Source organism: Bacteroides sp. CAG:633 (assembly GCF_000435115.1).
Taxonomy (GTDB): Bacteria; Bacteroidota; Bacteroidia; order Bacteroidales; family Bacteroidaceae; genus Bacteroides; species Bacteroides ndongoniae.
Genome location: NZ_FR883080.1, coordinates 13,001 through 37,173, shown reverse-complemented (window position 1 = coordinate 37,173; position 24,173 = coordinate 13,001). Strand labels below are relative to the sequence as shown.

The 24,173-nt window shown below is 48.8% G+C and carries 13 protein-coding genes; 11 read left to right on the top strand and 2 right to left on the bottom strand.

All coding sequences use genetic code 11. The annotated features are described in order from the left end of the window. Window positions 1-166 precede the first annotated feature (166 nt). From QVP67_RS08980 to QVP67_RS08935, 10 genes are all read left to right on the top strand, one after another. Window positions 167-2,773 (top strand): DUF4962 domain-containing protein, encoded by a 2,607-nt coding sequence (locus tag QVP67_RS08980; protein ID WP_022163230.1) that lies wholly within the window; start codon window positions 167-169, stop codon window positions 2,771-2,773. Window positions 2,774-2,804: 31 nt separating this feature from the next. After that, complete coding sequence (locus QVP67_RS08975; protein ID WP_022163229.1) at window positions 2,805-3,563, top strand: DUF3575 domain-containing protein; 759 nt, start codon at window positions 2,805-2,807, stop codon at window positions 3,561-3,563. Window positions 3,564-3,573: 10 nt separating this feature from the next. Next, on the top strand, window positions 3,574-4,605 hold the full coding sequence (locus tag QVP67_RS08970) for a DUF6562 domain-containing protein (RefSeq protein ID WP_288180062.1): 1,032 nt from the start codon (window positions 3,574-3,576) through the stop codon (window positions 4,603-4,605). Between the two features lie 59 nt (window positions 4,606-4,664). Next, window positions 4,665-6,302: a DUF6562 domain-containing protein gene (locus QVP67_RS08965; RefSeq protein ID WP_022163227.1), complete on the top strand. Its 1,638-nt coding sequence runs from the start codon at window positions 4,665-4,667 to the stop codon at window positions 6,300-6,302. A 203-nt stretch (window positions 6,303-6,505) separates the two neighbouring features. Next, a complete protein-coding gene (locus QVP67_RS08960; protein ID WP_022163226.1) occupies window positions 6,506-6,973 on the top strand; it encodes an HU family DNA-binding protein in 468 nt (155 codons plus the stop codon). Window positions 6,974-7,150: 177 nt separating this feature from the next. After that, complete coding sequence (locus QVP67_RS08955) at window positions 7,151-9,685, top strand: DUF4962 domain-containing protein (RefSeq protein ID WP_288180061.1); 2,535 nt, start codon at window positions 7,151-7,153, stop codon at window positions 9,683-9,685. 82 nt (window positions 9,686-9,767) lie between these two features. Then, window positions 9,768-11,771, top strand: a complete 2,004-nt coding sequence (gene hepC, locus QVP67_RS08950) for a heparin-sulfate lyase HepC (protein ID WP_022163224.1) — start codon at window positions 9,768-9,770, stop codon at window positions 11,769-11,771. A 123-nt stretch (window positions 11,772-11,894) separates the two neighbouring features. Further along, complete coding sequence (locus QVP67_RS08945; RefSeq protein ID WP_022163223.1) at window positions 11,895-15,101, top strand: SusC/RagA family TonB-linked outer membrane protein; 3,207 nt, start codon at window positions 11,895-11,897, stop codon at window positions 15,099-15,101. Between the two features lie 22 nt (window positions 15,102-15,123). After that, a complete protein-coding gene (locus QVP67_RS08940) occupies window positions 15,124-16,809 on the top strand; it encodes a RagB/SusD family nutrient uptake outer membrane protein (RefSeq protein ID WP_022163222.1) in 1,686 nt (561 codons plus the stop codon). 517 nt (window positions 16,810-17,326) lie between these two features. Next, on the top strand, window positions 17,327-19,531 hold the full coding sequence (locus QVP67_RS08935) for a DNA topoisomerase 3 (protein ID WP_022163221.1): 2,205 nt from the start codon (window positions 17,327-17,329) through the stop codon (window positions 19,529-19,531). A 160-nt stretch (window positions 19,532-19,691) separates the two neighbouring features. Here QVP67_RS08935 and QVP67_RS08930 read toward each other — a convergent pair whose 3' ends face one another. Beyond that, complete coding sequence (locus QVP67_RS08930) at window positions 19,692-21,044, bottom strand: dipeptidase (protein ID WP_022163220.1); 1,353 nt, start codon at window positions 21,042-21,044, stop codon at window positions 19,692-19,694. A gap of 128 nt (window positions 21,045-21,172) precedes the next feature. Then, window positions 21,173-22,249, bottom strand: coding sequence for a chorismate synthase (gene aroC, locus QVP67_RS08925; RefSeq protein ID WP_022163219.1), 1,077 nt, complete (start codon window positions 22,247-22,249; stop codon window positions 21,173-21,175). Between the two features lie 397 nt (window positions 22,250-22,646). Here aroC and QVP67_RS08920 point away from each other — a divergent pair, with 397 nt between their 5' ends. After that, entirely contained in the window at window positions 22,647-24,167 is a 1,521-nt protein-coding gene (locus QVP67_RS08920; protein ID WP_022163218.1) for a PCMD domain-containing protein, read from the top strand. Window positions 24,168-24,173: the final 6 nt, after the last annotated feature.

Sequence of the window (24,173 nt, the reverse complement as noted above, 5' to 3'; positions counted from 1 at the left end):
AATAAATGCTTGTACAGAATTGAAAGCTTGATATACAAAAATGAAACAGAAATCGCCAAAATTGAAAGGAAGAATATACAAAAACGATACATCTTTTTCGGGCAAATACGGATATTTGCCAACAGAAAATCCGATGAGGCGAATTATTTAAATAAACATACATACCATGAAGAATTTGATTCTCATTTCTCTGTTTTCTGCTGCAGCCATCAATCCGGTCTGCGCTCAGAAAGCTCCGGCTAACATCCGGTTGACGGAGCAAAGTATGATGCACGAATCGCGTGTTACCCCTTCGCCGCTCAATGGTGCGATGGTCGACGATCGCTTCGTGTCTTTTCAGTGGCCGTTGCTGGCCGAAGCCCAGTCTGATGGTGCTCCCATGGACGGTTTTGAACATTTGGTCAAAAAGATAGATAAGAGTAAGTTGGCTTACAAGATACGTTATGCCCAAGATAGTACATTTAAAAAAGGTTGTTTTCAGGCAGATACCCGCTGGCCTTTCTACAACCCAGAGAAACCGTTGTCGCCTGGTACGTGGTACTGGCAGTATGCCTATGTCAAGGACGGTCAACCACAGTGGAGCGAGACTTTACAGGTAGAGGTAAAAGACAACGGACATCGTTTCTGCCCGCCTTCATTGAAAGAAGTATTGGCGTGTGTGCCCCTGTCGCATCCTCGCGTTTGGATTATTAAGGATGAATGGGACAAGTTCAGAAAAGAAAGTCTGGGTAAGGTAGAAAGAGCCTGGTATCTGGAACGTGCTGATAAAGTGTTGATCACACCCATGAAGGATGTGAAGGACATCAATACCAGTCAGGTGAAGAACCTTACCAACCAGATGCAGATCAATTCATACCTCACTCGTGAAAGCCGCCGCATTATCGATGCCGAAGAAGGAAACACCGAAGCCTTGATACGTGCTTATCTTCTGACCAAAGACCGTAAGTATGCCGATGAAGCTATCCGTCGGGTGATGATCATGTCCGATTGGAATAAGAACGCGAACGTGAAGGGCGATTTTAACGATGCCACCCTTCTATCACTCTGTTCTATGGCCTACGATTCTTTCTACGACTTGCTGACTTCTGCTCAGAAGAAAGAATTGTTGGATGACATCCGAGAGAAGGGCAACGGCATGTATAATCATTTCAATAACTATATGGAGAATCATATTGCCGAGAATCATATCTGGCAAATGACACTTCGTATTTTAACCATGGCTGCTTTTGCCACTTATGGTGACTTGCCCGAGGCCGATACATGGACTGACTACTGTTATAACGTATGGTTGGCACGCTTTCCTGGTTTGAACAAAGATGGAGGTTGGCACAATGGTGATTCCTATTTCACGGTTAATACGCGTACTCTTATTGAAGTGCCTTATTATTATACAAAACTTACAGGTTTTGATTTCTTCAGTGATCCATGGTATACCAATAATGTAATGTATACCATCTTCCAGCAGCCTCCTTTTTCCAAATCGGGTGGTAATGGTAGTTCACATCAGAATGTTGCACGTCCTAATAGCATACGTATCGGTTATTTGGATGCTTTGGCCCGTCTTACTGGCAATACTTATGCAGCCGACTTTGTACGCCGTACCCTTAAAGTTGACCCCCTTTACTTGAAGAAGGCTTTGCTGGCTAAGCCTGGTGATTTGGCCTGGTTCCGTCTACAGTGTGATAAACCTTTGCCCGAGGGTCCCGGTCTGACAGCTTTGCCTTGGGGATATGTTTTTCCTGAAACGGGACTCGCTTCTTTCCAGACCAACTGGGATCGTGTGGGCAGCAACGCCATGTGGAGTTTCCGAAGTAGCCCTTATGGTTCGACCTCCCATGCTTTGGCCAACCAGAATGCTTTCAATACCTTCTTCGGAGGTAAGTCCATTTTCTACAGTAGTGGCCACCACATCGAATTTACTGATGTGCATAGCATGCTTTGTCATCGTGCTACTCGTGCCCACAATACAATTCTTGTCAATGGCATGGGGCAACGCATAGGTGTGGAAGGTTATGGATGGATTCCCCGCTATTATGTAGGAGAGAAAATAGGCTATGTGCTGGGTGATGCATCCAATGCTTATGGTAAGGTAATTTCTCCACTGTGGTTGAAACGTGGTGAGCAGAGTGATGTACATTATACACCGGAGAATGGTTGGGATGATGTGCCTCTTACGAAATTTCGTCGCCACATCGTTAACTTGGGTAATACTGGTTATATTTTTATTTACGATGAGTTGGAAGCATCCGAACCGGCTGATTATACCTTTATGTTGCATACGGTGACTCAACCAATGAGCGTGGATAAAACAGATAAACGTTATATTCATGTACAGGGTCTCTCGGGACGAGGGGGAGCTTCAGATGCTTACATTTTCTCTACAGGTGCTTTGCAGACCGATACTACCAGCCAATTCTTTGTACCAGCCCATAACTGGTTGCGTGCCGATGATAAAGGTAACTTTAAAAAGTATCCTAACCATTATCATTTTACGGCCAAGTCGGAGAAAGCCAAAGTCTATCGTTTTGGCACCATTATTAACACTCATGCTGTGAAGTATCCTGCCAAGGCACCCGAAATTCTGGAGGACGGCCGTATTAAGGCCGGTGGTTGGCTTATCAGTGTTAACCTCAAGGCCGAAGGCGCACCTTCGTTTTTCATACGTAGTACCAAGGACAAGGTGAGCATTACCTACAAGGGGCAGGAAACCATCGTAGATGAGAATGGCTACGTCACTACCATGCGCGACAAAGTTCCCGAGTTGGAAATCTGAATTGTACCACTTATTCATAAACTGATTCATCATGAAAACATTCATATTACGTATTCTTCTGTCGGCTTTTTGCTTGGCTGCCGCGCTGACTGTTGGGGCACAGGTTCCTGTGAAGCCTCTGATACAGACTTCGGCCGAGCCCGAAGAAACGGCAGTGTGGAAACCTTCGGGCAAACCGACGTCCAAGCCTGTTGCCCACAAGCAGAAAAACACTTTGGTGAAACAGTCTGCCGGAAAGAAGTCTGCTGGTAAGAATCCTGTCGTTGAGAAAGCAAAGAAGACAGCTGTGCCCGTTACGGGTAATCGATATCATGCTCTGAAAACGAACGTGGCTTTCGATGCCATCGGTGTGCTCAACTTGGCTTACGAAGTGCAGCTACACCGCAAGATGACTCTCGACTTGCCTGTGATGTGGAGTCTGTGGGATGCGCAGCGTGAACATGCCCTTCGCGTCGTTGCCTTGCAGCCCGAGTTGCGCTGGTGGACAGGAAGCGAGGTCGGACGGGGACACTTCTTTGGGTTGCACGCCCATACTGCCTGGTTCAACTTTAAGTGGGAAGACAATCGCTATCAGGACGTCGGTCGTCCACTATTGGGAGCCGGACTGAGCTATGGTTACAAACTACCCTTGGGGCAACACTGGGGAGCCGAGTTCAATGTAGGTGTGGGGTATGCCAACCTGAAATACAATACCTATTATAATATAGAGAACGGCGCATTGATTAATACCCGCATCCGTCACTATTGGGGACTGACCCGTTTGGGACTTTCGCTGGTCTATCGCCTTTAATCTTAAATATATGAAGACAATGAAAAAGATATTCAAACATATTTTCAGCCTCTTGGGCAGTTGCACCTTCTTGTTGGCCTCTTGCCAGTTGCACGAAGAACCCGAAATGACAGCTACAGGAGAGTGGGGGGTAGACCCTACAGAGGTGACGGTTAAGGCACAGTTGTCACTCCGTCTAACTGTTTCCGATGCCGCGTCGAAAGCTTTCTCTACCCGCGCAGAGGGCGATGCTGCCTACTTGCACCGTTTTATTGTGGATGCCTATCTGAGCGACGCCACTTCCGTACGGCAGGTTGTTTACGAAGAAGTAGTGGACGGACGTACCCTGCTCACTGTGCCCGTATCCCTGAAACTTCACGCACGCCCTTACCGACTGGCTGTTTGGGCCGACTATGTGCAGGCTGACCAGAGGGCTGACTGGTTCTACGATACCACTACCCTGACTCCTGTCATCGGCAATGGACGCTACCAAGGCAACACCGACTGGAAAGACGCCTTTTATGCCATGCAGGAAGTGGACTTGAGCAGTTATCGCAACGACTGGAACGTGCAGGTGCCTCTTGAATTGACACTCAGCCGTCCTGTGGCACGCTATCGCCTGCTGGCTACCGACCTCGACAAGCTGATAGACAAGGTTTCAGCAGGCGAAGTAAGTGGCAACAAGTTCACCGTGCGTGTGAAGTACAGCGATTATTTACCTATGGGTTTTGATGTGCTTACCGGGCAGTTGCGCAATTCTCTGCTTTACATGAGCTATAGTAAGGAGTTTACCCTGCCCGAAACATCTGTCAAGGACTTTGAGATAGGCTTTGATTATGTACTGTGCAACGAGGCCGACACCGTTGTGCCCGTAGAGGTGGAAGTGGTGGATGGTCAGAACAAGACCGTGGCACGCTCCATCATACGCCTACGCTGTACTCCAGGCATGCTTACCACCGTTCGTGACAACTTCCTTACGGCCGATCCAGCCCTGGCTGAGGATGGTGTGGGCATTGATCCCGACTTCGACGACGAGATAGACATGGAGGTAGAGGTCATTTAAATGAAAACAAGCATAATTAAGTAACTATATTTATATACAAATAAAACTTTTAAGTAACCATGAAAAAGAACTTTTTCTATTCAGTGATGGCTGTGTTCACCCTGCTCTTTATGGCAGCGTGCAGTCAGGAGGAAATCATTTCCAGCAATGAAACCAACGGCGGTAAAGTCGTTCTCTCAGTGAATGTAAGCGGTGCCACACCCGATACGCGTGCAGTGGCTGATGTACAGGGATATGTGATGCGTTGCATCATGGAAGCAGTGGACAGCGAAGGGACAGTCATCGAAGGCACCCGCATGGTGCAGCCCGTGACCGCCGGAAAGGCTACCTTTGAGTTTGAAAAGAATGCCGATGCTGCCCAATATCTGTTCTGGGCCGACTATGTGGCCGGTGACGACTATACGTCTACTTCGACCACCATCTATAAGGCCGATGCTTTGACCAACATTACCTATCGTTTGAACAAAACCAACGACTTGTTTAACAATCCTGCCGCCGATGCCTTCTGCGCAGCCGTGGAAACCGGCGATTTGTCAGGTAGCGTTACCTTGAAGCGTCCCTTCACTCGCATTGCCGTGAAGACTGCTGACGTGGAAGCATTGGGCCTGACGGGTCTTACTCGCATCAATCCTAATCTCTATGCAGGAGCCGGATTCAACGTTGCTACGGGAAAGGCTACTACAAAGGGACAGCTTCAGGCTACTGTCGATAGCTACGTGCCTGTGTTGACTGATGGTGAGTTCGCTTTCTATTGCTATGTGCTGGCTACTGTAGCCGAAGAAGACCGTACTTCTACTATCACTTTCAGCAATGAAGACGGAACCTCTACCAAGAGTATCCAGCTTACTTCTGACCAAATGAAGAGCCTTCAAAGTAACACTAGTGTCAGCCTGAAGCTGAGTGAAGAACCAGGCGATGACAAAATTAAGGTGGAAGTTGTGATAGATGATGCCTTCGAGGGTGAAGAAACTGACCCCGAAGAACCCCAGCCGGCAGGCGAACTGAAGGTCGGCGCCTATATCAATGCTCAGGGCGAAGTGGTGGCTGAGGCAACAGATGCTGTGGCTGTGGTGTTCTCCATGGCAATATCAGGTACCGATGATACTTCTGCCAGCTATGGCGAAAGCTATGCGACCAAGACTATCAAGGCTTATGCAGTGGCATTGGGCAATGCAACGCCTCGCATGAATCTGACGGCCTCCGATGCAGAAGCATTTCCGACTCTGACCGCGTCGGCCACTACTTTCCAAGGTTTCACTGCCACGGATTATCTGCTGAATTCCGCCACAGGCGTTTGCAAGGACTTTACAGGTGGTGTTTATACCAAATACAATGAATGGCTGGCGAGCAACCCCGTTGCAGGTGCTAACATCAGTTCCTGGTATATCCCAACCTATAAGCAGCTGGAGGTGTTGACTGGAAAAATCTTTGGTGAAGAGGCCGATGCCGAACTTGCCAAAATCGTGACTCCACAAAGCTTCTTGACCAATCCTGGCAGTGATGCAGCCGTTGCTTCAAACGGATGGTATCTGTTGTCGAGTACCATCAACTCGGGTCTTAAATTCTCTGTATTTACCATTGGAAATGGCAATGATGCAGCAGCCGAGGCTTCAGCATATACGTGTCAGGCTGGCCAGGCCGATGCAGCCTATAGCACCAGAGGCTTTATCCGCCCGATGCTGACCATCTTCGAATAACTCCCCCCCCTCGAAGTCTTGCCGACGACACGGCGTCTTGTATCCTACGGACCGCCGTCTGGCGCCTAACGGGTCGCCGTCTGGTGTACAGCGGGCCGCCGTGTCGTACCCTACGGGTCGCCGTGTCGTCGATTACTATAGAATGACACAGAAAACCAAATGTTTAACTGCCTCTTCTGCAAGAGGTGAAAATCTGAAAGACTATGGCATATTTCAAACCCAAACAATTGAAATCCAACGGCAAGTACTATCCTTACGCCGTTATTACCGACCGTCCTATGGAGACGGATGAACTGGTGGAACAAATCATGGAAATGTCTACCGTACACAAGGCCGACGTGCTGGCTGTGCTGTCGGTGCTGCCCAGTGTCATGGCGCGTGGCATGAACGCCGGTCGCAGCGTCCATCTGCAGGACATCGGTTTCTTCCGCTACACCATTGCCGCACGCAAGGGCGGGCAGGACACGCCCGACAAGGTGACCGCCGAGGACATCGAATTGACTCGCATCCGTTTTACCCCCGAAACCCATTATACGCAGGGCCGTGCTGTGACGCGTAACCTGGCTCCCGCCAGCGTGCGTTGGACGCGTTGGAATGGCGAAGAAAAAAGCGCAACAGGCGGAACCGGCAGTGGCGGAAGCGAAGAGGAGGGCGGAAGTCCGCTCGGATAGCCGCAATTCCTGACCTGAACCATTCTATTTCTCTATATTCCAGTATTTCCATTCACTACAGAATTATACGGATTTTTACAGATGCTTGTTTATAATAACGGAACTTCGATTGGATAATCTGTGTTAATTCGTGTAATCTCTGTAGTGATTGGGTACATTTTTTCTTATAGTATTATCATGAAACATGTCTTCCTCATAGCCCTTCTTTTCTCTTTGGCCGCTTGTACGTCTGATTCGCTTCCTCCGACCGACGAACCACAGGAAGTACCCGCTGTCGAGGTTCCTGATGCCTATCGCGACAAGATACGCACACAGCCTTATCCGAAGGCCGATAACGAGCTGATGATTAACCCGGCTCCCCTCATAGTGCCCCAAAGCCAGAAGACGGGCGAGATGCTGGAGTTTGCCCTTTCGTCTAGCGCATCGTTCAATACGTCTGAGACCCTTGTTTCCACTTTGCAGACGGGATGCTTCTTCAATCCCCACCGCGTTCTAAAGGCGGGCACATGGTACTGGCGCTTTCGCTCTTGTGCCGCCGATGGGACAGTCGCAAGTGAATGGAGTGAGGCCATCGCTTTCGAGGTAACAGGTGACGAAGCTGTGTTTGTCACCCCTTCCTTTGCCGATTTTGTTTGCAACGCGCCGCGTGATTATCCGCGTCTATATTGTTTTCTGGCTCCTCGTATTGACGAGGCGCGTCGTAAAGTGGCTTCCCATTCCGAATATAAGGCATTGTTGACACGCGCGGCAACAGCTTTAGACACTAATTATCAGGCTTTGGGCGATCTTTGTTCCCAGGCATCTGTCTTGAAGGCACAGGCTTTTTGGCTCTATCAGGCAGCCTACCTCACGCTCCAGTCGTGCTATGCGGACAAGCTGCACGAAATGTTGGAGGCATTTTGCATGGCTTCTCCATCCGACGGGCAATTGTTTGCCGACAATTTCACCTCGTCCGATGTGGCTATATGTTGCCTTTTGGCTTACGACTTGCTTCACGACAGACTTGACCCGGCAGAACGTTCGGCAGCCGAAGAGTTGCTGATGCGTGTCTTGCGCCGTTATTATAAAGAAAACTTGGGTTATCAGGAAAATCATATATTTGACAATCATTTTTGGCAGCAGAACATGCGTACTTACTTCCAGATAGCCTTCTTGCTTTACGACCATCCGGTTTATGGCAGTGAAGTGTTACCTATGCTGGAATACTATTATGAGCTGTGGACGGCCCGTGCTCCGGCCGGTGGTTTCAATCTTGATGGTCTGTGGCACAACGGAACGGGCTATTTCCCGGCCAATGTTCATACACTGGCTTATATGCCGGCTTTGCTTTCCTATGTGGCTCGTTTCGACTTCCTGCAACATCCTTGGTATCGTGCTTCCGGCCAGGCCTTGGTTTATAGCTTCCCGCCTCATTCGGCCAGCAATGGTTTTGGCGATGCCAGCGAGCAGGGCGACACCCCTAACCGGCTAACAGCTGCCTTTGCCGATTATTTGGCTCGCGAAACTGGCGATGCTTATGCGGGCTGGTATGCCGCCGAGTGTGCCGACCTGGTGGCTCAGGACTATGAGCTGCGCCTTTACCGCATGTGTGCCGACCGCACTTACGATACGGTTTTCCCCGCCGATGCGTCCAAAATGTTGTGGTATGAGGATACGGGCGAAGTGGCCATGCACAGTCATCCGGGGAGTACGGATGATGATTTGGCTTTGTCGTTCCGTTCCAGCACATTCGGTTCGGGTAGTCATACAACGGCCAGCCAGAATGCGTTCAATCTGCTCTATGAGGGGCAGCCCGTTTATCGCAGTACTGGTTATTATCAGAATTTCAGCGATGCCCACAACCTGATGTCCTATCGTCATAGCCGTGCGCACAATACGCTGTTGGTCAATGGTATAGGACAGCCCTATTCCACGAAAGGATATGGCAGCGTAGTCCGTGCCTTGGGAGGCAGTCATATCAGTTATTGCTTGGGCGATGCTTCACATGCTTATTGTGGCGTGTCCGATGACCCCATGTGGGTCTCTGCTTTCGAGCAGGCTGGTATTAGCCAGACACCGGAAAATGGTTTCGGTGACACTCCGTTGAATTGCTATCGGAGGCATGTATTGATGTTGCATCCAGACATATTGCTTGTTTACGATGAGTTGGAGGCTTCCGAGCCTGTGCGTTGGGAGTGGTTGTTGCATAGCCCGGTGCGTTTCAGCATCGACGAAGAACAACAGATGCTCACTACAGCTGGAGCCGATGGCAGTTATGTGGCGGTGACGCAGTTGTTTTGTGGAGAGCCGTTCAGTTTGAGTCAGACGGACCGGTTCCGAGTGCCGCCCGCACAGATTACGACCGCTACGCCCAATCAGTGGCACCTCACTGCTACGGTGGAAGGCAGTAGTGCAGCGCGTTTTCTGGCTGTCGTTCGGGTGGGGCATACGGGCGCCGATATACCTTTGTTGCGCAGCACTGGCAATCACATCTTTGAGGTGGGCGACTGGAACATACGCGCCGTGCTCGATGCCTCGCAACCGGCCGCGCTGGAGGTGACTCACGATGCCGTTCCCGTGGTGTTCAGCCTGGGGGCAGACAATCCGCAGATTGGTGGCACACCTTACATGCGTCGCTATGCCTCTTCTTCCGTACTCTACGATGAAATCGACGGTGTGTGGCAGGTGCAGGAAGCGGTAGACAAAACGCCTGTCATGACACGGAACAGGTGATGGGGGATGAAACAAATGACACGGATGAAATAATGTGATGAACTTATAAATAAATGATAGTAATTATTGTAACTTTAAATTAATGAAACGTATATATGCTTTACTGCTTGCTTTGCCGTTAACCTTTATGGTTCTTCAGGCTCAGTCGTTGAACAAGGAAGCTTTTGCACTGCTCAACTTGGATTATCCGGGGTTGGAGCAGGTGAAGGAAGCTTACGGTCGCGGAAACTGGAAGAAAGCCGCTCAAGCTCTGTTGGACTATTTTCGGCAACGTGCTGGTGTGGTTTATCCGGCTTTGGATTTGAATAAAGTGACTCTCAGTCCCACCGAGCGGAAGTGGGCTGATGAGGCCCTGGAGCACACATTCTTTGTGCATACCGGTTATCAACCGTCCTTCAACTACGGCAAGGATATTGATTGGAAATACTGGCCGGTGCGCGACAACGAATTGCGCTGGCAGCTTCATCGTCATAAATGGTTCATTCCCATGGGTAAGGCTTACCGGGTGACGGGTGATGAGAAGTATGCTCGCGAATGGGTATTGCAGTACGTGGACTGGATTCGTAAGAACCCGTTGGTGAAGATAAATCCCGATTTGTATGAGCTGGCCGATGTGGACAGTGTGAAGGGCGAAGTCGAAAACGTGCGTTTTGCTTGGCGTCCGCTGGAGACGGGTATTCGCTTGAAAGACCAGATAGATCAGTTCTTGCTGTTCCTTCCTTCCCGGTATTTCACGCCTGCATTCCTTACGGAGTTTTTGGTGAACTATCACAAGCATGCCGTGCACGTTCAGGAAAACTATTCTGCCGAGGGCAATCATTTGTTGTTCGAGGCCCAGTACGTGCTCAATGCAGGTATCTTCTTTCCCGAATTTGCCGAAGCCTCCCGGTGGCGTCAGAGTGGCATAGATGTTCTGAACCGTGAAATCAGGAAGCAGGTCTATGCCGACGGTGGACAGTATGAACTTGATTTGGGATACCATGCTGCGGCTATTGACATATTTAGCCAGGCACTATCCATGGCCGATGCTAATGGCTTTCGTGAGGATTTTCCCGACTCATATGTTGAGACCATTCACCAGATGATGCACTTCTACCTGAACACCCTGTTTCCCGACTATACTGTTCCCTGTTTTAGCGACGGAAGGCGGTCGGCTCCCTACAGTTTTGTCAAGAGTTTTAAGAGATGGTCTGCCCAGTTCCCTGATGATGAGCAGTTGCGCTACTTTGCTACGCAGGGCAAGGAAGGGCGGTGTCCCATTCATCTGTCGTATGCTTCGCCTGTCACTGGTTTCTTCACTTTACGCAACGGGTGGAAGGAAGATGCTACGGTGATGGTGCTCAAGGCTGGTCCGAAGGGAGAATGGCATTGTCAGCCGGACAACGGTACCTTTGAATTGTGGTCGGGCGGAAAGAACCTCTTTCCCGACTCGGGCTGCTATGTGTTCGGAGGCGATGAGGAAGTGTGGAAACAGCGTAACTGGTTTCGGCAGACTGCTGTACACAACACGCTGACGCTCGACAACCGCAATCTGGAGACAACCCAATCTGTCACCCGCCTGTGGAAGGCGGAGGGTGATACTCGGATATTGGTAACAGAGAATCCAGGATATTCCGGTTTGCTTCACCGACGTTCGGTGTTCTTTGTCAGAGGCAGTTACTTCGTGTTGGTGGACGAGGCTATCGGTCCGGCAACAGGTACGGTAAACCTGCACTATCAGTTGTGCGACGGGGCAGTGGAGGTCAGTCGCGAACAAAACCGCCTGACTACCCACTACGATGGTGAGAGCAACGTGCGGTTGCAGTGCTTCTCGGCTCATCCGATGGAGATGGTAGAGGAGGAAGGATGGTACTCTGTGGCTTATCGCGAACGCATTCGCCGTCCGGCATTCTCTTTCAATGTAAAGAAGAACGATGAAAACCCTGTTCGTTATGTCACCGTTATCTGCCCGCGCAAGCAGGCGGATAACACAACCATTCATGCTTCACTTGCTGAAGCTGGTGATGGCCGCATCGTAGTAGAAGTTGAGGTGGATGGGCAGAAAGATAGACTGTATTACAATCTTGCTGGTGCCGAACAATATTAAACAAAGCATATTTATAAAAGCATTCAAAAGAAATAGAGGGCGTTTGTCGGGCTTTTCTTTAATCTTTTTTGAATGTCAGCATGGAAATAATTCATTTAAAATTCTATTAATATTTAAACAACAATGAGAAATCTTATCTTAGCTTTGCTGTTGGTGGTAGGCATCACCGGCCTTCGTGCGCAAAGCCTGACCGTCACCGGTAGAGTGATGGACAATGAAAATCTGGAAGTGATAGGCGGAAACGTCAGCCTCAAAGGTGCGGCGGGCGTGGGCACCATCACCGATATGAACGGAAACTACACCATAACCGTCAATGATGCCAAGAAAGACGTATTGGTGTTTTCTTACATCGGTATGAAAACCATAGAAGTGCCCGTGAAGGGACGTAGTAAGATTGATGTGACGCTGGAGGCTGACAACCAGCTGCTTGAAGAAGTAGTTGTTGTGGGCTATGCTACCGTGAAGCGCAAGGACCTGACCGGTTCCGTAGCCTCTATCAAGAGTGAGGATCTAATGAAAGTGCCCACTTCGGATGCCACACAGGCATTGGCCGGACGCATGGCGGGTGTGCAGATTGTACAGACCGACGGTCAGCCGGGTGCAGAGGCTTCCATTCGTGTGCGTGGCGGTATCTCCATTACTCAGAGCAATGAGCCTCTTTATGTGATAGATGGTTTCCCCACAGAGGACGGTATGTCCAGCCTCGACCCCGCCGACATTGAGAGCATCGACGTGCTGAAGGACGCTTCTGCCACCGCCATCTACGGTGCCCGGGGTGCCAACGGTGTGGTACTCATCACGACCAAGAGTGGCAAGAGCATGGAGGGCAAAGGACAGGTGACGTTTGACGCCTATGTGGGCTTCCGCAAGCTTGCCAACAAGCTCGACGTGCTGAGTACCGAAGAGTTTGTGCTGGCCGACTATGAACGCACCGTGGGGCTGACCTCCACCCCCGAAGAAACCATGACCGCCTGGCAGAACCGCTACGGCAGCTTCCTGGAACTGCACGAAAACTATGGCAACCGTCCCGGCATTGACTGGCTGGACGAAACCATGGGACGCACCACGCTGACGCAGAACTACCGTGTAGGCGTGAACGGTGGCAGCGAAGCGGTGAAGTACAACCTGGCCTATAGCTACAACAAGGATGAGGGAGCCATGGTATACAGCGGCAGCGAGCGCCACAACATTACTCTGGGTGTGAACGGCAAGGTGAACGACAAACTCAGCGTTACTGCACGCATCAACTTCGACTATCGTAGTATTTACGGAGCAGGCGTGGCAGGCAACGGTACTAACGAAGGCGGCAGCAACACGGATGCCCGCTTCAACAAGATGGCACAGATTCTGCAATACCGTCCTACCATCGGCATTAAGGGCAGCGACGACGAACTGCTGATGGGTGAAGACCCGCTGCTGACCGATGAGGCCGGCAATGTGATGCAGAATCCGTTGATAAACGCAGCTGAAGAAAAAGACGACCGCGAAATCCGCACGCTACAGGCTAATGGCGGATTGACCTACAAGATAATGAAGGGGTTGACTTTTCGCAACAACACCGGTATGCGTTACCGTACGCAACGCCGCGAGCTGTTTTATGGCGACCAGTCCATCATGGGACGCCGTAACGGTACTTATGGCTCTATCCGTAATACGGAAGATGGCAGTTTTCAGACCTCGAACGTGCTGACTTACGAAACCCGTTTCCAGAAAGCGCATAAGCTGACCGCTCAGTTAGGTCAGGAGTATGTGCATCGTTGGGAACGTTATGTTCATACTGAGGTTAGTAATTTGCCTACCGATGACTTTCAGTTGGATGACATGGGTATCGGTACACCTTCGGCGTCTGATTCTTATCTGAACGATGATGATAACCTGCTCTCTTTCTTCGCCCGTGTCAACTACGACTATAAGGACAAGTACCTGCTGAGTGCTACTCTGCGTGCCGACGGCTCGTCCAAGTTCAGTGCCGACAACAAGTGGGGCATTTTCCCTGCCGTATCTGCCGCCTGGCGTCTGGGTGAGGAGGAATTCATTAAGAAGCTCAATATCTTCTCCGACCTGAAGTTCCGCATCGGTTACGGTTTGGCAGGAAACAACCGCATAGGCAGCTATAACAGTCTGGCACTGTTCAGTTCCGTGCTTACTGCCATGGGCGATGCTCTGGTGCCGGGTTATGCTTCGAGTGTCATTCCGAATAAAGACCTGAAGTGGGAGGCCAACAAGACGTTCAACATGGGTTTCGACTTCGGTTTCTTGGAACAGCGCATTACCGTTTCGCCCGAGTTCTATATCAACCGTAGTAGCGACTTGTTGCTGAGCACCCGTCTGCCCATGTCGTCGGGCTATGAAACGATGATGGTCAATGCCGGCGAGACAAAGAATATGGGTATCGACCTGACAGTCAATACGCAGAATATCGTTACGAAGGACTTCTCGTGGAATACTACGCTGACCTTCTCGCACAACAAGAACACCGTTGAGGCATTGACCGGTGAGGAGCTGCAGCTGTTCGAGGCTAAGTTCGGCTACAATCAGAATACTCACCGCTTGGCTGTGGGCGAACCCATCGGCCAGTTCTATGGCTTTATCACCGATGGACTCTATCAGGTAGACGACTTCGACTACGACCCCGCCACCAAAACCTACACCCTGAAGGACGGTGTGGCATGCTATGGCAACCGCAACACAGTGCAGCCGGGCGACTGGAAGTTCCGCAACATGGACGGAAACGACGTGATAGACGAGAACGACAAGACGGTCATAGGCAATGCCTCGCCCAAGTTCTACGGCGGTTTGAACAACAACTTCACCTACAAGGGTTTCGACCTGAGTGTGTTCTTCACTTTCAGCTATGGCAATGAAGTACTGAATGCTACTAAGTTGGTGACAAGCAAGGTGGGACGCGAAAATTATAATGCCCTGAATGTGATGAACAGCCACAACCGCTGGATGACCATCAACGACCGAGGCGAACGGGTGACCGACCCTGCCGAACTGGCTGCTATGAACCAGGGCAAGAGTGTTGCTTCCTGGCATGACAATCAGGAGGGTAACAAATACATTCATTCGTGGGCAGTGGAAGATGCCTCTTTCCTGCGCCTGAGCAACGTGACTTTGGGCTATACGTTCCCCAAACAGTTGATAAAGAAAATAAAGCTGAGCAATCTGCGTGTGTATGCCACCGGCAACAATCTCTTCACATGGACACCCTACACAGGCTTCGACCCCGAAGTGAGCAACATGCGTAGCCCGCTGACTCCCGGTGTGGACTTCGGTTCCTATCCACGTAGCCGTTCTTTCATTTTCGGTGTAAACATCGCATTCTAACCTCAATAAACAAATGATAGCAATGAAAAAATACACATTATTATATATAGCATTTGCTCTGCTGGCTGTTTCGTTCACATCGTGCGAGGATATGCTGACAGAGACCCCAAATTCGAGTTATGACAAGGACGGCTTCTTCAGTACGGAGGCCAAGGCCGAAATGGCCGTCTTGGGTATCTACAATTCTATTTCAGACTATCGCCACTATGGCTGGTACGAAATGGCATCCATGGCATCGGACGATACATATTATTTGGCCCGCACTGGTTCGGATAATCAGATTAAGGATATGGTGCACTACACAGTAAATTCCACCAACGAATGGGTCAGAATGCTTTGGCTGTTGAAGTACCAGGGCATTGACCGGGCTAATATGGCTATTGACGGCATAGAGAACATGTCCGCCTATGCCGACAGTCAGAAACTGAAAGCACTCGATGCCGAAGCTCGTTTCCTGCGTGCCTTCCTAGCTTTCGATTTGGTAAAGAGTTGGGGTGATGTGCCTTTCAAGACTTCCTACTCGGCCAGTTACGATGAGGCATTCGGTGCCCGAGTGAGCCGTGAGGAAATTTACGATCAGATTATTGCTGACTTGGACTTTGCTAAGAATAACCTGGACTGGGCTACGGCTTCGTCCAGTCCAGAACGGGTGACGCAAGGTGCCGCTCGTGCTCTGCTGATGCGTGTTTATTTGCAACGTGCCGGCTATAGCTTACAGTTAGATGGAAAACTGTCGTGTCCCGATGAAAGTACCCGTAAAACGTATTTTGAAGCAGCCCTTACAGAGTGGGATGCTTTTCAGGCAAATGGTTACCATGGCTTCTATGAAGGTGGTTATGAAGCTCTTTTCAAAGGCTTTTCTGAAGGTGTGCTTAATAGTAAGGAGAGTCTGTTCGAAATTTCGTTCTATCACCAGCAAGGCAGTCGTAACGGGGGTGCATGGGGCATTTACAACGGTCCGCTGGTGGCCGAACCTACGGGGATTGCTTCTTCTGAATCAGCCAACTATATGGGGAGAGCCAACGGTTTTTTTATTACTGTGCCTGAGTGGAAGAACTTTTTTGAGGAAGGCGATGTGCGTCGCGATGTGAGTATCTGTACTTATCGTTTTGCTTGGAAAAACAAGCAGCATGTAAAGGAAGAACGCGGTGCCGGTTCTTGGTATCCAGGTAAGTGGCGTAGAGAATGGATGGCTCCTGAAAGCCGTAACAAAAATATGAACTATGGTGACGTGAACTATTGTGTCTTGCGCTATGCCGATGTAGTGTTGATGGCAGCGGAAGCCTACAACGAAGTGGGAAAGACAGAACAGGCTTGGATGTTGTTAAATAGTGTACGTCAACGTGCTGGAGCCACTTCTTATACATCGGCCAACTACGATCAACTGATGGCTGTCCGCAAAAAAACACATGATCTGCCTTTCATTACTGACGGTGATGAACAGGGACGTTTTCGCACGGCTCTTTATTTGGAGCGTGGCTTTGAATTATCTTTTGAAGGACAGCGTAAATTTGACCTCATTCGCTGGGGGGTGTTGGCCGATGCTCTGAAACTTTTCGGTGAGAATAGTTCGGTGAACAAAAAGGAAAACAAACCTTATCCTGCTTACCAAAACTTTGTCAGCGGCAAACATGAGTTGTTGCCCATTCCTTTGGTCGAATTGCAGAGTAATCCGAAGTTAGAGGCTAAAAATAATCCGGGGTATTGATCGAATTACCTAATTTAATGCCTTGCTATCTTTAGCCCCGGTACTTCGGTTGCCAAGGCTGCTTGCCAGATTCTGGAGATCTTGATGGATGAAGAATAATTCATTGATTTAATCGTTAAAGAAGGGCGGGATGTATTTACATTTCCGCCCTTTTTCTTAATCAATGTTATTCTGGATATTTTTTAGGTATTATATTTGCAAATACCAAAGATATTATTATCTTTGCAGCATGTTTTTCATAGTATTAGATTTAAAATTAACAAAGGTTGGGCTCGGCGGAGCCCTTTTTTTATGCAGGTAAACGGGCATTAAAATTTATGCGTTTGTGGGGGAATGGTGATAATACGTTTGTTTCATTATCAGATAGCTGTAATTTATTTCCCAGTTGGAGAAATATTTTTCCCCAGTTGGGTAAAAATATTCCCTCAGTTGGAGGCTACGAATTTTCCAGTTCTTCGTTTTTTCATTCCTTATTAAATCTGTATCTTTGCCCGACTAAAAAACAACTGAAGAAGTAATGATAGTTTGCATAGCCGAAAAACCTTCTGTGGCACGTGACATTGCCGACGTGCTGGGAGCAAGGGATAAAAAAGACGGATATATCGAAGGAAACGGATATCAGGTGACGTGGACATTCGGCCATCTTTGTACCTTGAAAGAGCCGCACGAATACACGCCCGACTGGAAATCGTGGAGATTGGAGTATCTGCCTATGATTCCTCCCCGTTTTGGCATCAAGCTTATCAGTAATCCTACTTACGAACGTCAGTTTCATGTCATTGAAGGCTTGATGCAGAAGGCCGATATGATCATCAATTGTGGTGATGCCGGCCAGGAAGGTGAACTTATCCAACGCTGGGTGATGCAGAAGGCTGGTGCCCGGTGCCCGGTGAAACGCCTTTGGATATCGTCGCTTACCGAGGAGGCCATCCGTGAAGGATTTGCCAAACTACGCGATGCTGCCGATTTTCAACCGTTGTACGAAGCCGGACTGAGTCGTGCTATTGGCGACTGGCTGTTGGGCATGAATGCTACACGCCTGTATACGATGAAGTACGGTCAGAATGGTCAGGTCCTCTCCATCGGGCGGGTACAGACTCCTACGCTGGCGCTTATTGTGAATCGTCAGCTCGAAATCCAACATTTTGTCCCCAAACAGTATTGGGTTCTCAATACCGTTTATCGCGACACGTCCTTTTCTGCTCTTATCCGCAAGAGTGATGAAGAACTGGCTTTGGAGGCCGAAAAGCAGCAAGAAGCCATTGCGGCCGGTAAGAAGCCTAAGAAAGAGGAAGAAAACCGTGGCATTGACCCCATTACCGACCGTGTACGGGGTGAGGAATTACTGGCACGTATTAAGGACGAGCCTTTTACTGTCACTTCTGTCACCAAGAAAGAAGGTCGGGAAGCTCCGCTTCGTCTGTTCGATTTGACTTCGCTGCAAGTAGAGTGTAACAAGAAGTTCGCTTACTCGGCCGATGACACCCTGAAGACTATCCAGTCTCTTTACGAGAAAAAGATAACGACTTATCCTCGTGTAGATACGACCTTCCTGAGTGACGATATTTATCCCAAATGTCCTTCTATCCTGAAAGGTTTACGAGGTTATGAAACACTGACGGCGCCGCTGGAAGGTACCACTCTGATCAAGTCGAAAAAAGTATTCGACAATTCGAAAGTAACGGACCACCATGCCATTATTCCCACCGGTCAGCCGCCTGTCAACCTGACTGACCTGGAGCGGCGTGTGTTCGATCTCATTGCCCGTCGGTTTATTGCTGTCTTCTATCCCGATTGTCGTTTTTCTACTACTACAGTCATGGGCGAGACAGGAGGTATTGAGTTCAAGACTTCGGGTAAACAGATATTGGATCCAGGGTGGAGGGTGGTATTCAATTACAACGCTTCGGCACAGGACAATAATGATGAAGGAACGAAGGATAGCGGCGACGAAGACCGGGTACTTCCGGCTTTTGTCAAAGGAGAAAGTGGACCTCATGTACCCGAATTGGTCGAGAAGTGGACACAGCCTCCACGTCCGTATACCGAAGCTACGTTGCTGCGGGCTATGGAGACTGCCGGAAAACTGGTGGATAACGATGAACTGCGCGATGCTCTGAAGGAGAATGGCATAGGACGTCCTTCTACACGTGCAGCCATCATCGAGACTTTGTTCAAACGCAACTATATCCGGAAAGAAAAGAAAAATCTGATTGCTACTCCTACGGGGGTAGAGCTGATACAGACCATTCACGAGGAACTGCTGAAAAGTGCCGAACTGACTGGTATCTGGGAAAAGAAACTGCGCGAGATAGAACGTCGTACCTATAATGCGGCTCAATTCTTGGAAGAACTGAAGCAGATGGTTGCCGAGATTGTGGCCAGCGTCTTGGCCGATCGCAGTAATCGGCGTATTACCGTGCAGACTCCTTCTGTGGAAAAAGCGGGACGTACGGCGAAGTCTTCTGCTGCTGATGCTTCCGAGGCGAAGCCGAAAAAGGAAACCGGAAAGCGAGCTCCTCGCAAGAAGAAGGCAGATGCTGTGGCTGCCGTTTCTCCTGTAGCAGCTACTACGACTGTGGCTATACCTGTTGCTACTGCTACCGACGAATTGGTGGGCACTCCTTGTCCGCTCTGTGGCAAAGGAACTGTTATAAAAGGAAAGACTGCTTATGGCTGTTCGGAATGGCGTAACGGATGCAGTTTCCGAAAACCTTTCTAACACTGTGCCTGTCTGTTGACAAGTAGTTGCGATGAGGCAGATAAAGACTGCGAACAGCTTGTCTGAAACAAATAACCCGGACAAACACTGATATTGTTTTTGGTGTTGTCCGGGTCTGTTGTTTTGTACTAGCCGATCATTCTTTGGGTGAACAACAGCTTTAATGGAAGTTCAGGTGGAACTCTACTACAGCTTCGATACCTTTGCGAATGATGTCGAGCGGTATATTTTCATTGGGCGAGTGGATGGCATTGCTTTCCAGTCCGAATCCCATCAGAACGGTCTTAATGCCTAATACCTGTTCGAAAGTGGAAATAATAGGGATGCTTCCGCCACGGCGTACGGCCAGCGGCTTCTTGCCGAAAGCTTTCTCAAAACCTTTCTCCGCTGCCTGATAGGCCGGCAGGCTGATGGGGCAAACATAACCCTGGCCGCCATGCATGGGAGTGACTTTTACCTGTACGGTGGCAGGAGCAATGCTTTGGATATAGTCGGCAAATAGCTGGGAGATTTTGTGGTGGTCCTGATGCGGAACAAGTCGGCAGGATACTTTAGCGTAAGCCTTGGAAGGGAGTACCGTCTTTGAACCTTCTCCGGTGTATCCGCCCCAGATGCCGCAGATGTCGAACGATGGCCGGCAGCTGTTACGTTCCAGTGTGCTGTATCCTTTTTCGCCAAACAGTTCACGAACGCCTATGGCAGCCTTATATTTTTCTTCATCAAAAGGAATGTGGGCAATCATGTCGCGCTCGGCCTGAGGAACTTCTTCTACATCGTCGTAGAAACCGGGGACAGTGATACGGCCGTCGGCATCAACGACGCGGCTCATCATCTGGCACAACACGTTGATGGGGTTGGCTACTGCACCGCCAAAGTGTCCAGAATGCAGGTCGCGGTTAGGACCGGTTACTTCAATTTCCCAATAAGCCAGTCCGCGCAGACCTGTAGTCAATGAAGGAAGGTCGGCACCCAGCATGCTGGTGTCGGATACAAGGATGATGTCAGCCTTGAGCAGTTCGCGGTGGTCTTTACAGAAAGCTTCGAGACTGGGAGAACCAATCTCTTCTTCGCCTTCGAAGATGAATTTTACGTTGTGAGTCAGCAGGTTGTTCTTTACAAGATATTCGAATGCTTTCACCTGGATGAACGATTGACCTTTGTCGTCATCGGCACCACGTGCCCATATATGCCCGTCACGTACTTCGGGTTCGAAGGGGGCGCTTTTCCACAGTTCCAGCGGTTCGGCCGGCATTACGTCGTAGTGGGCATAGATGAGGATGGTTGGAGCTTCGGGATTGACATTCTTTTGAGCAAAAACCATCGGATTACCTTGTGAAGGCATCACCATGGCTTCGTCGGCACCAGCTTCCAGCAGCAACTGACGCCAGCGTTCGGCACAGGCCAGCATGTCGTCGTGATGTTCCGGCTGGGCGCTGATACTTGGAATACGGATGAGGCTGAACAATTCGTCCAGCATGCGGGATTCGTTTTCAGAGATGTAGGTCTTGATCATAAGTGAGGGAAACTCTTTTTCCGCTCCCTGATCCGTCGGAGGGGGAGCGGGTGGATTAAAAGTAATACATTATATAATAGGTAAGCCGTTTCCTTTCTCCCATTTCTTTGGGGCGGAGGAGAGGCCTCTTACAATTGCGTTGTCCGGTCTATCAGGTAGAAGTCCAGAATGGTCAGTGCGGCCATGGCTTCTACGATGGGTACTGCCCGGGGCAGTACGCAAGGGTCGTGGCGTCCGCGGGCTTTCAGGGTAGTATCCCGTCCGTCGATGTTGACGGTATGCTGCTCCATAAGCACAGTGGCTACAGGTTTGAAGGCTACGCGGAAGTAGATGTCTTGTCCGTTACTGATGCCACCCTGTATGCCTCCTGAGTGATTGGTATGGGTGGTGATGCGGCCGGCATCGTTGTAGAAGACATCGTTCTGTTCCGATCCTTTCATTTTCAGTCCTTTGAATCCGTCGCCGTATTCGAAAGCTTTGGCTGCATTAATACTTAGCATACCCGATGCCAATGCAGCTTGCAGTTTGCCGAAAACGGGCTGTCCGAGTCCGACAGGGCAACCTGTGATGACACAGGTGATGACTCCGCCTATGGTATCGCCTTCGGCTTTCACTTGGGTGATGAGTTGCTCCATTTCTTTAGCCTTGTCCGGATCGGGGCAACGTACGGGGTTGGTTTCTGTCAGATCCAGATTGTAAGCGGTGTAGTTTTCTTCCAGACGGATAGGGCCTACTTGCGAGGTATATGCGGTAATACGTATGCCAAGTTGGCGTAATGCCAGTTTAGCCAATGCTCCTGCTACGACGCGCGAAATGGTTTCGCGGGCCGATGACCGTCCGCCTCCCCGATGATCCCGAATGCCATATTTCACCCGGTAGGTGTAGTCGGCGTGCGAGGGACGGTATACTTCTTTCAGATTGTCGTAGTCGTTCGAGTGTTGGTTTTCGTTCCATACGATGAAACCAATGGGGCAGCCGGTAGATTTTCCTTCAAAGATGCCGGAAAGAAACTCCACTTTGTCGGCCTCTTTGCGTGGAGTAGTAAGGTCCGATTGTCCGGGACGACGACGGTCAAGTTCTTTCTGTACGAAATCCATGTCAATGGTGATACCGGCGGGAAATCCGTCAATAACACCTCCGATGCCTTTGCCATGCGATTCGCCAAAGCTGGTCAGGCGCAGGATGTTTCCAAATGAGTTGAACATAGTCGATATGCTTTAAATAGGTTATATATAACTATAGTGTACTTTGATGCCTCTATTAGGTTTTATTTTTCTATAAAGATAATGCTTTTTTGTGAAATCTGAACGTAAGTCTTGAAAAGTTTTGCAGAATGTTGAAGGATGGTACAAAGTAAACAGTCTTTTTGTTTGGGGACTATTTAGTTAAAAGGCTAGGTATTAGTTACTCTTTAATTCTTTTAAAACATAGAACTCTTTAGGCCTCTTATAACAAAATGGTAAAAATGGAACAACTTTTTTGTGGAAAAGAACTTGTGGAAGTCATGCAAAAAGTGTTATTTTGCACCCTTAATGCAAAATAGAAGAATTAAGGTCTCCGTTGTGGAGATATTATTAACTAAAATCAAGTAGGTTAGAAAGTATGAAAAAAAGATTATTTTATTTATTCGCATTGATTTGTTCAATGAGTTTGTTCGTTGCTTGTAGTGACGATGATTCTACTCCGGCCGATTATTCACAGGTAATTCAGGATGAGATTGCCGGTGGATACAAGGGAGAACTGAAAGTGAACGTTATGGGACAGGATATGCCTTCTGCTTATCAGAAAATAATGGTAGAAAAGGCTAGTACTACTGCTATCAACTTGTTTATTACGGATTTTGCTTTTATGGGTATTCCGGTAGGTGATGTTGAATTATTGAATTGTGAACTTACTCCGAACGGTAATGCATATACATTTACTGGTACTACTACTGTTAAGGTAGAAGTAGCTGGCTTGGACGCAGATGTTGAAGCTCAGGGTTCTGTTGCAAACGGCACTCTTTCTTTAAATCTGAACATAAAGGCTATGCTTGGTTCGATGGAGCAGGATGTTAAAGTTACGTTTGCCGGTACTAAATTGACAGGTACGGAGAAGACTGAGGCTGATATTTTGACTTTTACGTTCGATAATACTGATGTTGTGACCGAGCAGCCTGTTATCAATGATGATAATACAATTACTTTTAAGGTTGTCGAAGGTGCTGATATCACAGCTTTGGTTCCAACTATTACAGTTTCCGAAGGTGCTACAGTGACTCCAGCTACAGGTGTGGCTCAAGACTTCTCTGGAGGTCCTGTGACTTACACTGTTGTTTCCGAGGATTATGGAAAGACGAAGACATATCAGGTTTCTGTATCTGGATTGCAGAATGTTTTGAGTTTCTCTTTCGATGAATGGGAGATGGTTGATCTTGGTGAAGATTATGAATCATATTATTCTCCACTTCCTCTTAATTTATTGGCTACTCCTAATGAAGGAGCACAGTTATTGAATTATAAAGCTAATCCATTAGTCGGTTATCCTGTTGTTATCGAAGAAAATGGTTACGAAGGGAAAGCAGCTAAGCTAGTAACGCGTGATGCTCGTAATACTATGGCTGCCTGGGCCAAGGCCTATATTACCGCAGGTTCAGTATTTACTGGTTCTTTTGAATATGATCCGCTGGCTGCTTTGCTTCCCGGTGGTGCTCTTAAAATGACTCACTTCGGTGTCGTTTATGATAAGAAACCATTAAGATTTAAAGGTGTATATAAATATGCTCCCGGAACTCCTTTTATCAGAACCGTTGAAGGTGTAGCAACAGAAACGGAAGAGGTAGATGAATGTGCTATTCAGGCAGTTCTTTATACGATAACTACTGCTGATGAAACACTGGATGGAAGTAACATTGACAGTGATGATGAGCGTATTGTTGCAAGAGCCAGATTGGAAGATGGTACAGCTAAGAGTGAATGGACTGAATTTGACTTGAACTTTACTTGGAAAGATGGCTCTACTTATGATGCAGAGAAAACATATAAACTGGCTATTATATGTTCTTCAAGTAAAGATGGTGCAAACTTTAATGGTGCGGCTAATAGTACTTTGATCGTAGACAATTTGGAAGTCATCGGTGAATAAAATATA